Here is a 14853-nt window from a genome sequence, read left to right on the forward strand (position 1 = left end):
GTTCACTCAGCACTCAACCACGTTCACCGCGAGACCGCCTCGGCTGGTCTCCTTGTACTTGCTCTTCATGTCACGCCCGGTCTCGCGCATCGTGCGTATGGCGGCATCCAACCCCACCCGGTGGTCCCCGTCGCCCTGCATCGCCAGCCGTGCCGCGTTGATCGCCTTCACGGACGCGATCGCGTTCCGCTCGATGCACGGCACCTGCACGAGGCCACCGACCGGGTCACAGGTCAGTCCGAGGTTGTGCTCGATGCCGATCTCGGCGGCATTCTCCACCTGCACCGGGGAGCCACCGAGAACTGCGCACAGGCCGGCCGCCGCCATCGAGCAGGCTGATCCGACCTCGCCCTGACAGCCGACCTCCGCGCCGGAGATCGATGCGCGCTCCTTGAAGAGGATCCCGACCGCGGCGGCGGTCAGCAGGAAAGTCACCACGGCGTCGTCGTCCGCTCCGTCGACGAACCGGGTGAAGTAGTGCAGCACCGCAGGCACGATCCCCGCCGCACCGTTGGTCGGTGCGGTGACGACGCGTCGGCCGGCGGCGTTCTCCTCGTTCACCGCCAGTGCATAGAGGTTCACCCATTCCATCGCCCACAGCGGGTCGCTCATCGTGCCGGTGAGCTCCCGCTCGGTCGCTTCGTGGGCGCGTAGCTTCCTGCGCAATTCGGGTGCGCGGCGACGCACCTGCAGCCGTCCGGGCAGGAACTTCTCCTCGCTCGTGCAGCCGCTCTCGACGCACTCCTGCATCACCGCCCAGATCCGCAGCAGCTGTGCGCGGGTCTCAGCCTCCGGCCGGAACGCCGCTTCGTTGGCGAGCATCACCTCGGCGACCGAGGCTCCCGTCGCCGAGCACTGCGCGAGAAGCTCCACCGCACTGGTGAACGGGCGGGGAAGGTCGATCTCGGCAGTCCCCAACGCGTCGCCGTCGTCCTTGTCGACGACGAATCCGCCTCCCACCGAATAGCTTTCAGCCTCCGCGAGTATGGCGCCGTCACCGTCATACGCAGTGAAGCGCATGCCGTTCGGATGCCGGGGGAGCGGCTTGCGGTGGAACTCCACGTCGACGCCGGGATCAAAACCGATCGGGTGCGTGCCGCCCAGGAGCAGGCGCCGCGCCTCGCAGATCTCGTCGAAGAGCTCGAACGCAGCGTCGATCTCGACTGTCTCCGGATCGGCACCGGTGAGCCCGAGCACGACCGCGCGGTCGGTGCCGTGGCCGATGCCGGTCGCGGCGAGCGATCCGAAGAGCTGCACCGTCACCCGTCGCGCCCGCTCGAGCGACTCGTCCCGCTGCAGCCCGGCGGCGAACCGGGCAGCAGCGCGCATCGGACCGACGGTGTGCGAGGACGACGGCCCGATCCCGATCGAGAAGAGGTCGAGCGCGGAGAGGGCCATCAGACGAACTCGCGCATGCCGTCCAGCAGCCATCGTGCGGTGTGTGTCGCGAATGACGACCGCGGCATGATCCGCCAGGTGTCCGGCGCGACCCGCCAGAGGATGACGGGCACGACGCCGAGCAGCGTGGAGAGGGCCGAACCCGCTGGGAAGGCAACAGGATCCAGATCCAGCCGGACCGACTTGTCCAGCACCTCCTGTGCGCGCGGTCCCTGCAACTCCAGCGTGGTCCGGTTGGACGACAGGTCGACGACCTGGCCGGGCAGCCCGCCCAGGGCCGTGCTCAGCTCGCCGGTGAGTGCCTCGGGGCTCGCGCCACCGTCGGCCTCATCCGGCGCGACGACCAGGAACTCGTCCGGTCCGAGCCACAGCACCTGCCGGTCATCCGGCAGCTGCGTCACGTCGCCCACGCCGGCCGGCAGCGGGCCGGTGAGGGCCCACTCGAGTGCGACGGCCGAGGGGGTGCCCGGCTCGGCACGCAGGCCGATCTGAGCCAGGAACGGGATCTCGCGGAGACTGACCTCGGCGCTGCTCCCGGCAGTCAGCTCGTCCGACATCCTTTGCAGGGGACTCCGTCGGCGCTCCAGCACCGCACTGCGCTCAACCATCTCGTCGTGCTCCTTCCTTGTCATAGACGACTGCCTCGGCGATCTGCACCGGGAAGAACTTGCCGTCGAACGACGCCATGACCTCCTCACCGATCCGCGACCGACCGTCGCGGACCAGGGCCAGTGCGAAGGTCCGGTCCAGCGCCTCACTGCGGTAGCTCGAGGTCACATGTCCGATCATCGGGATCGGTTGCGGCGCAATGCCGTTCAGTGGTTCGGTCGGTGCATTGTCCGGCGTCACGACCTGGCTGCCCTCCGGCAGCCGCAGCTCCGGGTCAGCGGTGAAGAGGCTGACGAGTTGCTTGCGCCCCTCTTCGACGTGCCCGGCACGTGCATAGGATCGCTTGCCGACGAAGTCCGGCTTCTTCTTCGACACGACCCAGCCCATCCCGAGGTCCTGCGGCGTGACCGTGCCGTCGGTGTCCTGCCCGACGATCGGGAAGGCCTTCTCGGCACGCAGCACGTGCATGGTCTCCGTCCCGTATGGCGTCATCCCGAATTCGGAGCCGGCCTCGGAGATGTCGTCCCACACGGCTTCGCCGTACCAACCGCTGACATTGACCTCGAAGGCCAGCTCGCCGGAGAACGTCAGGCGCGCGATGCGAGCGGGTATGCCGCTGGCCAGCACCGTGTCGTGGAAGGTCATGAACTCGAAGCCTTCCTTGGAGACGTCGAGCTCCGGCGCGATCTTGTGTATGACGTCCCGCGACCGCGGACCCGCGACGACCGTCGTGGCCCACTGCTCGGTGACCGAGGTGAAGAAGACGTCGAGGTCCGGCCACTCGGTCTGGTGCCACTCCTCGAGCCAGTCGAGGACCTTGGCGGCGCCACCGGTGGTGGTGGTCATCAGGTAGCGGTCGTCGGCGAGCCGGAAGCTGACACCGTCGTCGAAGACCATGCCGTCCGGGCCGCACATCACGCCGTAGCGCTGCTTGCCGATGGCGAGCTTCGCGAACGCGTTGGTGTAGATCCGGTTGAGGAACTCCGGTGCGTCCTTGCCGCGGACCTCGATCTTGCCCAGTGTCGTGCCGTCCATGTAGGCGACATTCGTTCGTGCTGCACGACATTCGCGGGCAACGGCGGCGTCCATGTCCTCGCCCTCCTGCGGGAAGAACCACGGTCGCTTCCACTGACCGACGTCCTCGAACTCGGCACCGCGCTCGACGTGGCGTGCGTGCGCGGGAGTCAATCGGGCCGGGTCATAGAGCTCCCCGCGGGCGCGGCCGGCCAACGCCGCGAAGGCGACCGGGGTGAACGGCGCACGGAACGTCGTGGTCCCGATCTGACCCGGCGACGGCCGATTGGTGGCCGCGTCGTCCTGACCGGGCTGGCCAGCGGGCATGGCTGCCATGTCGTGTTCGCCGAGCAGCTGGCTCAGCAGGCCGATGGTGAGGACCCCGCCGATCTTGCCCTGGTCCAGCCCGGTGCTGATCGAGGTGTAGCGCTTCACGTGCTCGACCGAGCGCATCCCGGCACGGACGGCACGGACCACTCCGGCAGCCGTCTCGTCGCGTTGCAGGTCCACGAAGTGTGTGTCGAAATCGCCTGCAGGAGAAGGGATCACCCACAAGCCATCGGTCACGCCCGAGCGTGAACGGCGGTCCTCGGCAGTCGTCGGGTCCGGACGTCCGGCACCGGCTGCGGTGCCCTCGGCGACAGCGCCGTCGGTCCAATAGGTCCCGGTGACTGAGCCGGCGAGTGACTGGTCGCGCACCGCACCGGACGGCACGAACCCGACGAGCCCGTCGTCCCAGTGCATCGCGCCCTGCCGCTGTGAGTGCAGGTTGACGTTCGCCGACCAGCCCCCGGAGACGGCCAGCAGGTCGCACGGAAGCGAGTGGTGGCCGAGCTTGTCGAGGTCTCCGCGTGTGGTTTCGACAGGCTCAACCATCGAGGTGTGGTGGCCGAGCTTGTCGAGGTCTCCGCGTGTGGTTTCGACAGGCTCAACCATCGAAGGTGCGATGCGCACGCTCTCGATCTTGTCCTCACCGAGGGCCTCGACCACGACGCTGCCGTGCCGCACGTCCACACCGGTCGGGTCGTCGACCCCCGCCTCTGGCCGGCTGTCCACCAGCGTGACAGTGGCCCCGGCAGCGGCCAGGTCGCTCGCGACGCCGTATGCCGAGTCGTTGGTCGTGAGGACGACCACCCGCTCTCCGGCCAGCACGCCGTACCGGCCGAGGTAGGTCTGCGCAGCCGACGCCAGCATCACGCCGGGCAGGTCGTTGCCGGCGAAGACCAGGGTGCGCTCGAACGCGCCGGTCGCGAGCACGACCCGGGTGGCGTTGATGTGCCACACCCGCTGCCGGGAGACACCGTCCTTGGCGGGTGCGTCGATCCGCTTCTCCAGCGCGATCAGGTAGTTGCTGTCGTAGCTGCCGAAGACGCTGGTGCGCCTGAGGATCCGGCAGTTCGCGGCGCTCTCCAACTGCTCCTGCACGTCTTGGATCCACGCACCGGCCGGGATCCCTTCGACGACTTCGTTGGGCCGGCCGAGGAGGGTGCCACCGAGGGCGAAGTCCTGCTCGAAGAGCATGACCCGCACACCGGTCGCAGCGGCGGCCCGGGCAGCGGCCAGGCCGGCCGGTCCCGCACCGATGACGGCGACGTCGGTGTGCACGTGCATGTGGTCGTATTCGGCCGGGTCGACCGACTGGTCGAGGGTGCCGATGCCGTCCTCCCAGGTCAGCTCCAGCCCGTCGATCAGCTCGGTGGTGGTGGCCGGCTGCATCGACTCGGCATACTCACCGCCGATGCGGACGAACGCGTTGGGCTCCTCGACCCCGCTGCTGAAGACGCCACGCGGGCGGCCGCGGTAGATCGAATTGCCCACGCGGACGATGCCGTTCGCCAGCGCTGCGGATGCGACTGTGTCCCCGGCGAGTCCCTCGAGTGACCGGCCGTCGATCGTGAAGCGTCGGGTGACGGCGCGGTCGACGACGCCGCCGGACCCGAGACGGTGCGCGCTCATTGCTGGACTCCTTGGGTGGTGCTTGCGTCGGCCGGTGCCGCGCCGATGTAGGTGGCGGTGATGTCGTAGGTGCGGGTGTCGCGCACAGCGTTGAACCACTTGCGGCAACCGGTGCTGTGCACCCAGCGCTCGCGGAACGTGCCCTTCGGGTTGTCGCGGTAGAAGAGGTATTCGCCCCACTCCTGGTCGGTGAGGGCGTGCGGGTCCTCGGGGTAGGGGACGTGCGCCTGGCCGCCGTAGGTGAACTCGCCCTCCGGGCGCACCCCGCAGTGGGGGCATTCGATCATCAACATGTCGGGATCTCCTTCAGTCCGTGTCGCAGCCCGTATGGCGCTCAGTGCGCAACGGCGGCAGCGCCGTGCTCGTCGATGAGCTCTCCGGTGACGAAGCGCTCGAGGGAGTAGGGGCGGTTGAGCTCGTGGGGCTCGTTGTTGGCGATGGTGTGCGCGAAAGCGAACCCGGCACCGGGCACGGCCTTGAATCCGCCTGTGCCCCAACCGCAGTCGACATACATGCCCTCGACCGGGGTGAGTCCCATGATCGGCGACGCGTCGAGTGTCACGTCGACGATGCCGCCCCAGGTGCGCAGCAGGTGCGCCCGGGAGAAGGCGGGGAAGAGCTCGACCGCCGCCGACATCTGGTGCTCGATGACGTGGAACGACCCGCGTTGGCCGTAGCCGTTGTAGGAGTCGACGCCGGCGCCCATGACCAGCTCGCCCTTGTGCGCCTGCGAGACGTAGACGTGCACGTGGTTCGACATCACCACGGTCGGGTGGATCATCTCGTGCAGCTCGGAGACCAGCGCCTGCAACGGGTGCGACTGGATCGGCACTCGGAAGCCGGCCATCTCGGTCAGCGTCGACGTGTGGCCGGCGGCGGCCAGTGCCACGCGACCGGCCTTGATGCGGCCACGGTTGGTCTGCACCCCGACGACTCGGTCGCCGTCCATGTCGAAGCCGGTGACCTCGCAGTTCTGGATCAGGTCGACGCCGAGCTCACTGGCGCGCCGGGCGTAACCCCAGGCGACCCAGTCGTGCTTGGCGATGCCGGCGCGCGGCTGGTAGGTCGCGCCCATCACCGGGTAGCGAATGTCCTGGCCGATGTTGATGATCGGGCAGATCTCCTTGACCTGCTCGGGCGTCACGAACTCGGCGTCGACGCCGTTGAGCCGGTTGGCCTCGACCCGGCGGACCGAGTCGCGCACATCCTGCAGCGTATGCGCGAGGTTGAGCACACCACGCTGGGAGAAGAAGATGTCGTAGCCGAGCTCGTCCTCCAGGCCTTCCCAGAGCTTCAGCGACTTCTCATAGATCGCCGCCGACTCGTCCCACAGGTAGTTGCTGCGGATGATCGTGGTGTTGCGTGCCATATTGCCGCCGGCCAGCCAACCTCGTTCGAGGACAGCGACATTGGTAATGCCGTGCACCTTCGCGAGGTAGTAGGCGGTGGCCAGCCCGTGGCCTCCGCCGCCGACGATCACGACGTCGTACGAGTCCTTCGGGTCGGGGTTGCGCCACAGGAAGGACGGGTGCGGCGGAAGTGCGCGCTGGTTGCTCATCAGGCCTCCTGGTCGGCGAGGTCGGGGTACAGCGGGAAACGAGCGGCCAGCGTCGCGACCCGGTCACGTAGGTCGTCGGCAACCGCGTCGATGTCGTCCGCGACCAACGTGGCCGCGATGATGTCGGCGACCTCGGCGAACTCGGCGTCGCCGAAGCCCCGGGTCGCCAGTGCGGGGGTGCCGATCCGCAGGCCGGAGGTCACCATCGGCGGACGCGGATCATTGGGGATCGCGTTGCGGTTCACCGTGATTCCGATGCTGTGCTCCTGCTGTCGGTGCAACTCCTGCTCGACTGCCGCAGCGACCTCCGGATCTGCCTCTGCGAGAGGGGAATTCAAGGCGGCGGTGGGTGTGGAGATGGAGCCACGTCGCGTCATACCGACTGCGTGTGCGTCTGTCGGCGTGGTGCTTGTAGCGGTCACGGCGGGTCCTTCCGAAGCCAGATCGACAACTGATATATCAGTTGTCGGGTAAGCTAGGCCCGTCTTCGTCGGGTGTCAACCCTCGGCTCATTCGTCGACCGCCGCACAGGGAGGTGCTGTCATGATTCGGAGCATGTCCAACGAATCACCTGCCGGCTCGCTGACCGAGGCCGCGTACGAAGCGCTCAAGGAACGCCTCGTGCTGCTGGACATCGGGCCGGGGGAGCCGCTCAGCGAGCAGGCGCTCGCTGCGGACCTTGCTGTCGGGCGAACGCCGTTGCGCGAGGCGCTCAAGCGGTTGGAGTCCGACCACCTCGTGGTCACCTATCCGCGGCGGGGGACGTTTGCGACGCCGGTTGACATCACCGCGCTGTCGGAGATCTCCGAGATCCGCCGGGTGCTGGAGCCGCTGGCGGCGGGTCTGGGCGCGGTGCGCGCGGATGTCGAGGATCGCCAGGGCCTCGCGAAGCTGCGGGACGGCCTGTCCGGGTTGTCGGCCGACACCTCGGCCCGCGATCACATGGAGTGGGACCTGCAGGTGCACCGAGCGATCTACCGGGCGACCCACAACGCGCACCTGGAGACCGCGCTCGTCCGTTACGGCAATCTCGCGACGCGGATCTGGTCGGTCGCCGCCTCGCGGCTGGCCGACGTCGGGTCGCACATCGTCGAGCACGTCGACCTCCTCGACGCGGTGCACGACGGGGACGCCGAGCGCGCCGAGCGGTTGATGCGTGAGCACATGGAGACCTTCGAGCTGCGCATCCGCACCGTGCTGTAGTCATCTGCGACGTCAAGGCCACCGTCGATTCCCGCGGTCGCATGTTGCCGCGACCCGGCTCGCCGTGCCTCCACCGTGATTTCGCCTGTGCCGTCGTGCAAGGAATAGGGGAAGGCGTATTCGCCTGCACGCTCGAGCATCACCGCAGCCTAACTACGAAGGACCATTCCGCCCAGGGGGTGAGATCAGTCAACTGCTGGACACCTTCCGGCCACGCTCCGCGTGCTACCGTCAGTGCACGACTGCAGTTGCAGTTCCTCGTTGGTGCGGCGCCCGACTCCACGTTGGGCGCCGAGTTTGTGAGCGGACGGTTCACCCATTGGGGGGATGCCTCGGTAGTCAGGTGGCCACGTAAGGTGCGCGGTCACGCGAAGAAGAACAATAGATTGAGAGTTACCCCCAATGGCACAGGGAACCGTCAAGTGGTTCAACGCTGAAAAGGGCTTTGGTTTCATCGCTCAGGATGGCGGCGGTCCGGACGTTTTCGTCCACTTCACCGCGATCCAGTCTCAGGGTTACCGCAGCCTCGACGAGGCACAGCGCGTCGAGTTCGAGATCACCCAGGGTGACAAGGGCCCGCAGGCGGCCAACGTCGTTCCGGTCTGATCGACCCCTTGATTTAGCACGACGATGGTCGGATCCCAATCCGACCAGCACGACGCCCCGGCAGTTTCTGCCGGGGCGTTTTGTCGTCCCTGGGGAGACTCCTGCACGGTCCCGCGCGATGCTGGTCCGCGGAGCCACCGGCCGACTCAGCCGACTCGGTGAATCTCAGCTGTTCGCAAGTGTTTTCAGGAACTTCGCGGCAACCGGCGCTGCCGTGTCGCCGCCGCTCTTGCCCTTGGGTACGTCCTCGACCAGGACGCAGAACGCCGTGTTGCCCTGCCAGCCGGTCAGCCAGCCGTTGACGCCGGTCTTGCCGCCTTCGGCCCACTCGGAGGTGCCGGTCTTGGCGTAGACAGGACCACCCGGGACCTTCTTGACCGCCTTGGCCGTGCCGTTGGTGACGGTGTAGCGCATCAACGAGCGCAACTCGTGAATTGCGCTCTTGTCCAACGGCTTTGCCTTGTCCGACCCACCGGGCGCCGGCTTGGTCACCAGCGACGGCGGGATCATCGAGCCACGTGCGACGGAGGCCGACATCACCGCGTTGTCGAGCGGTGACCCCTGCACCCGGCCCTGGCCGAAGACCGACACGGCCTTCTCGGTGCTGCTCTTCGGAGTCGGGACGTTGCCGGCGAAGACACCGTTGACCCCGACATGTTTGCTCCAGTCGACCCCGAAGCCGAGGGCGTGCGCCGCCTGCTGCAACTCGGTGTCACTGAAGTCCGAGGACGCCTTCACGAACGCGGTGTTGCATGACTTGGCGAAGTCGGTCTTGAACTTCGGGTTGCCGCCGGTCTCGCCCTCGAAGTTGCCGATCCGGTAGCCGCCGACGTAGACGTTCTTGGGACACGGCACCTTGCTGTCGGGGTCGAAACCGTGGGTCAGCAACGCGTAGGTCGTCGCGATCTTCATCTGTGAGCCCGGCGCGTAGCGGCCGGTCAGGGCCCGGTTGATGCCGTATGACGGGGAGTTGGCCACTGCACTCACCCCGCCGGTCTTGACGTTGATCGCGACGATCGCGGCGGGCTTGCCCTTCTGCGACTCCAGCGCCTTCTCTGCGGCGTTCTGCACCTTCGGATCGAGCGTGACCGTGACGTTGTTGCCGTTCTTGGCCTTGCTGCCGAAGAGCACCTCGGAGGTGTCCGAGCGCGGCGTGATCGTGAAGCCGGGGGTGGAGCGCAGCGTCGCGTCATACTGCGCCTGCAGTCCGGACAGGCCGGCGACCTGGCCCTCGTGGTAGGTCTTCGGGTGCTTCTTGATCATGTCGGCGGTCACCGGGCCGACGCCGCCGAGCAGCGGCTGGGCGAAGGTGCGGCTCTCGGCGAGCGGCTGCTTGCGACTCTTGACCACGACGCCGTCGAGGCCTTCGACGCCGTTCTGATAGATGATGTAGTCGTCCTGGCGGTAGGTGATGACCGGGATCAGCGCCTGCGAGTGTGATTTCTTGGCCGCGTGCAGCTTGTCGACCAGGCCGGTGATGTTCAGGACGTTCTGCAGTTGTCCGATCGACGCGTCGGTCGCCTTCGTGGGGTCTATCGAGATGTCGTAGACCTTCTTGTTGATCATGATCGCGCTGCCGTCGGTGCTGCGGATCTCGCCGCGCAGTCCTTCGTCCTGGTGGACGACGAACGCGTCGGACGACTGCAGCTTCGGGTGCCACAACGAGTTGGCCGAGTCGACCTTGACGCCCCACCGGTTGCCCTGCTTGGCCAGCTCGATCGGGTCGTCCCAGCTGAACGTGCGCTTGTCGGCCAGCGTCCAGGCGACGTGCAGTGTGGCGGTCGCGGTCTTCCCGTCGCGGTTGAACTCGGTCACGTCGACCTTGATCGGGCCCTTGCCGAGCGCCGCGGTCGCCGTCTCGAAGTTGGCGGCCGCGCCCTCGCCGCTGGTGCCGATGTATGACGCCGCCCCCAACTTGCGTGCCGACCAGTCGTGCGCGAACTGCGTGGCGGCAGCCTTGGCGGCCGAGTCCTGCTTGTTCACGCTGTCGGCCTGTAGCCAATACATGTAGCCACCGGCGCCGCCCGCGATGAGCACGGCTCCGGCAGTGACCCCGAGTACTGCACGTGAACTCATGCGGTCCATCCAACCTCATGCGGGCTGCGGACGACCGGCGCGGGCTCGGTCGATCGTTCGTGGGTGGAGTCGGCGACCGGCATACGCCTCAGCACGCGTCCGCGGTGTTGCCGATCGGGTTCGTCGAGGTGCTGCTGGAGCTGCTCGACGACGACGTGGAGCTGCTGGTGCTGGAGGTCGCCCTGCCCTTCTTCGGCGTCGGTGCCTTCTTGCTGTGCTTGGCGGTGATGGCCTTCTTCACCAGCTTGTGGATCTTCTGGTAGTCCGGGTCCCAGTTGCTGCGCGGGTTGGAGATGTCGACCGTGCGCATGTTGCCGCTCTTCATCCTGTTGGCGAGTTCGGCGAAGGCGGGCAGGTCGTCCTGGCTGATGTCGATGCGGATGTTGTCCGAGGCGACCTGCATGATGCTGGAGAACTTCTTCACCATCTGGAAAGGGTTCACTTGGGAGACGAGGCTGTTGATCATGCAGCGTTGCCTGCGCATCCGGTTGTCGTCACCAGTCGCGGATCCGACCCGACTGCGGGAGTACCACAGCGCGTCGTGGCCGTTGAGCTTCTGGTAGCCGGGCTTGATCCAGCCGGTGATGGAGCCCGGCTTGATCACGCCGTTCTCGATCTCGCCACCGATCGGGATGCCCTTCTTGGGGTCGAAGGTTGACCCGGGGTCGGCCTTGACGTTGACATAGACGCCGCCCATGGCGTTGACCAGCTCCTCGAAGCCGTCCATGTCGACCGTGGCGGTGTAGTCGATCTTCAGGCCTGTCACGCCAGAGACAGCGTCTCTGGTCGCAGTGAGGCCAGGATTGGGGTCGTCCTTGGGGAAGAGGTCCTTGTGCTCGTTGCCGAGCAGCCACACAGCCTCCATGAGCCCGGCGGCGTTGTCGGTATCACCGGGTCGCTTGGTGTATCCGTTCGGGTAGAGCTTGTGCAGCGGGTCGTCCTTCGGGAAGGGCACGTGACCCATGTTGCGCGGCACGCTGACCAGCACGGTGTCGCCGGTCTTGGTGTCGACGCTGGCCACGATCAGCGAGTCGGGACGTTGATTGATGCGGTCGGCCCCCGCGTCCGAGCCGAAGAGCAAGATGTTGACGCGGGGCACGTCCGCCCACGGGTTGCTGCCCCCGCCGGGAGTAGCGGCGTCGGTATTGGAGGTGTAGCGGTCGTGGAAGATGTTGTTGAACGCGTTGCGGGTGACCCACACGTCGCGTGCGGCATAGGCAGCCGGAGTGGCGACGACGAGGCACATGACGGTGGCGAAGATCCGGTGCATCCAGCGGGTCTGCTCCGGCCAGCGCTTCCCGCTCGTCGTGACCGCCGTCAGCACGATGCCGGCGACCCAGAGCAGGCCACCGCCGATCGTGCACATGAGCAGCAGGACCAGGCCCTTCTTGGTCAGCAACTGGGCGGTGCCGTGGATGAGCCCGCCACTGGAGACGATGATGCCGAGGCAGATCGCGCCGATGAGTGTCACGCCGATCATCGCGAGGCCGACCATCTTGCGCCTGGTCCAGACCAGTCCGAGTCCGGGCAGCAGCACCGACAACGCGGTCAGGCCCAGGGCGCGGCGGACGTCGCGCGCACGCGCGGTGCGAACCTCGTGGCGTGATCGGGCACCGGACTGGCCAGCGGCCTGACGCCGAACGAGCTCACGCCGCGTGGCGATGATCGTCTCGTCCGGGTCATGGTCCGGTATGTTGCGTCGTCCTCCGACGCCCCCGACGTTGCCCGTCATCCGCCCGCCTTCATTGTGCTGCCGTTACCGTTCTGTGATCATTCGACCAACGAGTCTGACCGACGGAAAGTGCCGACCACAAATCGAGGGCCCCGTCACAGTAGACGCCGAACCTTTGCCCGGGGTTGCTGGCCGGAGGACCCGTTTTGAACTCCGGCCCCTCCCTTGGGTAGCCTTGCCACGCTTCACCCCGGTGAGGCATGGAGGCGTCGCCTAGTCTGGTCTATGGCGCCCGCCTGCTAAGCGGGTTTGGGGATAAAACCCCATCGAGGGTTCAAATCCCTCCGCCTCCGCAAAACGACGATTGACCCCCGACGCGCACTTTGGCGGGGGTCAATCGTCGTTTTATCGGACGCTGCGGGATTTGGGAGGAGTCCGCGAGGTGCCGAGGAACGAGGCAGCTCACGGACGACGGCTCCCTCCGCCTCGACGCCCCGGGACACGCTGGTGCCATCGCTCGGCGGGGGCCTCGAGACGCTCGTTCCTCGCTCCTCGGCCACCTCCAGACACTCGCTCGTGCCTCACGAGTTCCTCGGCCACCTCGGGACGGCGTGACGTTACTCCTGCGCGGCGACCGTACGCTGCGGCGCGAACCACCGCCGCAGCATCACGAAGCGGATGACGGTCGCGACCACGTTGCCGACCAACTGCACCACTGACTGCGCGGTGTGTGACGCGTCCGGGCTCGCGCGCAACAGGAGGAAGAGTGCCAGCGCCGTCGCTGCCCACATGATCAGCCACAGCACGAGGCCTTGCAGTTGCGCACGCGCGGCGCCTCCGCGGGATCGGACACCGAACGTGAAACGCCGATTGGCGGCGGTGTTGAAGATCGTGGTGATGATCAGCGACAACGCATTGGCCACCTGCGCGTTCATCGTCAGGTTGAGCAGGTAGAAGAGGACGACGTTGGCGAGCGTGCTCGCGACACCGATCACCGCGAAGCTGCTCAGTTGGTGCTTCAGGCGGGTATGGCGAGGGGACCTCGAGACGCTCGTACCTCGCTCCTCGGCCACCTTGGGGAAGCCGCTCGATCCTCGCGGTCCCTGAGGAGTCCGTGAGGTACGAGCGGACGTCTCGAAGGGCTCGGCCGCCCCGGGGGACGTATGGCGCGGCGCGCCCGTCATACGGCGGGTTGGGGGGTCGCGGGTGCGGGGGCCGCCTGACGACGCGGCAGCCAGATGGCGAAGACGGTCTCGCCCGGCCGGGAGGTGACGTCGACCTTCCCGTGGTGAGCGGCGACGACGGCCGACACGATCGACAGGCCGAGACCGGTCGAGCCCTCCGTGCGGGTGCGAGCGGCGTCGCCGCGGATGAAGCGCTCGAAGATGCGCGGGACGAGTTCGGGATCGATCCCGGGGCCGTTGTCGCGCACCTGCAGCAGCACGCCGGACCCTTGCGGATGCACCGAGAGGACGACGTGCGTGCCCGCAGGGGTGTGCTTGCGGGCATTGCCGAGCAGGTTGATCAGGATCTGCCGGATGCGTGCTTCGTCGGCCTCGATCTCCAGGCCCTCCTCCGGCAGGTCCAGGCCCCACACGTGATCGGGGCCGGCCGCACGCGCGTCGCTGATGGTCTCGATCGCGACGATCGGCAGCTCCACAGGCTGGAAGTCGAGCTGGCGTCCGGCGTCGAGTCGGGCGAGCAGCAGCAGGTCCTCGACCAGCGTGGTCATCCGGCCGGCTTCGGACTCGATGCGACCCAGTGCATGCGTGATGCCCTGCGGGACGGGCTCGGTCTCGCGGCGGGAGAGCTCGGCATACCCGCGGATCGAGGCCAGTGGGGTGCGCAGCTCGTGGGAGGCGTCGGCGACGAACTGCCGCACCTGCATCTCGCTGGCCTGCCGCGCGGTCAGCGCGTGGTAGACGTGATCGAGCATGTCGTTGAGTGACGCCCCGACCTGGCCGACCTCGGTGCGTTCGTCGGTGTCGCGTGGTTCGACGCGTTCGGGCATGACGACCTCGCCGGAGGAGAGCGGCAGCTTGGAGACGCGAGTCGCGGTCGCGGCGACGCGGCGCAGCGGCTCCAGGTTGCGGCGGATGATGTATGTCGTCGCGAGCGCGACCAGGATCACGCCCGACCCGCTGAGCAACGCGACGGCGATGGCAGTCTTGGCCACCGTTGTCCGGTTGGCGTCCAGTGGCAGGCCGATGACAGTGATGACGGCTTCGGGCTCAGTGTTCACCTGCGTCCCTGCGGCATTGATTGCGGTGATCACCGTCATGTTGTGCTTGACAGCGACCACCCGGTAGTCACCGAGGTGTCCGCCGAGGTGCACGGTCATCGGGCGACGACCGATGTCGGCTGCTTTCAGCGCATGGACCTGCGCTCTGGTCAGGCTGTCGGTCCTGCCGTAGCCGGACACGAAATTGTCGGGCTTCGGCTGCACGAGATGGCTCTGGCTATCGCCATACGGGATCGGCAGTTGGACGATCTGACCGTTCGACACCTGGAAGCTCAGCCGGAGCGAGCGGCCCGCAGTGGGCTGCGGACCACCCGGTGCAGAGTCTGCCAGCTGGTTGCCGACGTTCACGGCGGATTGGACGAGCTGATTGTCGAGTTGGCCCCGCAGCGTTCGGCTGAGCTGCCAGACGGTCAACGCACCGACGGCCAGCGTCACCACGATGAAGAGCAGCAGCATCCAGGCGACGAGCTTGGTGCGCAGGGTCCATCGTCGGGGTCGCCAGAATGCGGTGGTGGTCAT

11 protein-coding genes, 1 tRNA gene and 1 pseudogene are annotated in these 14853 nt (G+C 67.3%); 3 read left to right on the top strand and 10 right to left on the bottom strand.

Going from position 1 to position 14853, the window contains the following annotated elements:
* Nucleotides 1-6: 6 nt before the first annotated feature.
* From ACSZL9_RS13330 to ACSZL9_RS13355, 6 genes and pseudogenes are all read right to left on the bottom strand, one after another.
* Entirely contained in the window at nucleotides 7-1398 is a 1392-nt protein-coding gene (locus ACSZL9_RS13330) for an L-serine ammonia-lyase (protein ID WP_446665991.1), read from the bottom strand.
* Complete coding sequence (locus ACSZL9_RS13335; protein ID WP_446665992.1) at nucleotides 1398-2006, bottom strand: sarcosine oxidase subunit gamma; 609 nt, start codon at nucleotides 2004-2006, stop codon at nucleotides 1398-1400. Before ACSZL9_RS13335 ends, ACSZL9_RS13330 begins: the two co-directional genes overlap by 1 nt.
* Nucleotides 1999-4977, bottom strand: coding sequence for a 2Fe-2S iron-sulfur cluster-binding protein (locus tag ACSZL9_RS13340; protein ID WP_446665993.1), 2979 nt, complete (start codon nucleotides 4975-4977; stop codon nucleotides 1999-2001). Before ACSZL9_RS13340 ends, ACSZL9_RS13335 begins: the two co-directional genes overlap by 8 nt.
* A complete protein-coding gene (locus ACSZL9_RS13345; RefSeq protein ID WP_446665994.1) occupies nucleotides 4974-5270 on the bottom strand; it encodes a sarcosine oxidase subunit delta in 297 nt (98 codons plus the stop codon). The genes ACSZL9_RS13340 and ACSZL9_RS13345 overlap by 4 nt, the downstream gene beginning before the upstream one ends.
* Nucleotides 5271-5311: 41 nt before the next feature.
* On the bottom strand, nucleotides 5312-6535 hold the full coding sequence (locus ACSZL9_RS13350; RefSeq protein ID WP_446665995.1) for a sarcosine oxidase subunit beta family protein: 1224 nt from the start codon (nucleotides 6533-6535) through the stop codon (nucleotides 5312-5314).
* Nucleotides 6535-6798 (bottom strand): annotated as a pseudogene (locus ACSZL9_RS13355) (serine hydroxymethyltransferase); the annotation flags it as partial. The gene ACSZL9_RS13350 and the pseudogene ACSZL9_RS13355, both read right to left, overlap by 1 nt.
* A gap of 292 nt (nucleotides 6799-7090) precedes the next feature.
* Here ACSZL9_RS13355 and ACSZL9_RS13360 point away from each other — a divergent pair.
* Both ACSZL9_RS13360 and ACSZL9_RS13365 read left to right on the top strand, forming a co-directional pair.
* On the top strand, nucleotides 7091-7738 hold the full coding sequence (locus ACSZL9_RS13360; RefSeq protein WP_446665996.1) for a GntR family transcriptional regulator: 648 nt from the start codon (nucleotides 7091-7093) through the stop codon (nucleotides 7736-7738).
* A gap of 402 nt (nucleotides 7739-8140) precedes the next feature.
* Nucleotides 8141-8344, top strand: a complete 204-nt coding sequence (locus tag ACSZL9_RS13365; RefSeq protein ID WP_123272091.1) for a cold-shock protein — start codon at nucleotides 8141-8143, stop codon at nucleotides 8342-8344.
* A gap of 165 nt (nucleotides 8345-8509) precedes the next feature.
* Here ACSZL9_RS13365 and ACSZL9_RS13370 read toward each other — a convergent pair whose 3' ends face one another.
* Nucleotides 8510-10420: a penicillin-binding transpeptidase domain-containing protein gene (locus tag ACSZL9_RS13370; protein WP_446665997.1), complete on the bottom strand. Its 1911-nt coding sequence runs from the start codon at nucleotides 10418-10420 to the stop codon at nucleotides 8510-8512.
* 88 nt (nucleotides 10421-10508) lie between these two features.
* Nucleotides 10509-12152, bottom strand: coding sequence for an LCP family protein (locus ACSZL9_RS13375; RefSeq protein WP_446665998.1), 1644 nt, complete (start codon nucleotides 12150-12152; stop codon nucleotides 10509-10511).
* Between the two features lie 202 nt (nucleotides 12153-12354).
* Here ACSZL9_RS13375 and ACSZL9_RS13380 point away from each other — a divergent pair.
* Nucleotides 12355-12445, top strand: a tRNA-Ser gene (locus ACSZL9_RS13380).
* 264 nt (nucleotides 12446-12709) lie between these two features.
* On the opposite strand, the gene ACSZL9_RS13385 is transcribed toward ACSZL9_RS13380, so the two are convergent.
* On the bottom strand, nucleotides 12710-13087 hold the full coding sequence (locus ACSZL9_RS13385) for a GtrA family protein (RefSeq protein WP_446665999.1): 378 nt from the start codon (nucleotides 13085-13087) through the stop codon (nucleotides 12710-12712).
* A 185-nt stretch (nucleotides 13088-13272) separates the two neighbouring features.
* Nucleotides 13273-14853 carry a sensor histidine kinase gene (locus ACSZL9_RS13390; RefSeq protein WP_446666000.1) on the bottom strand — a complete coding sequence of 527 codons (1581 nt, stop codon included), beginning with the start codon at nucleotides 14851-14853 and terminating at the stop codon, nucleotides 13273-13275.

The sequence above is a fragment of the Flexivirga sp. B27 genome, from assembly GCF_052905685.1.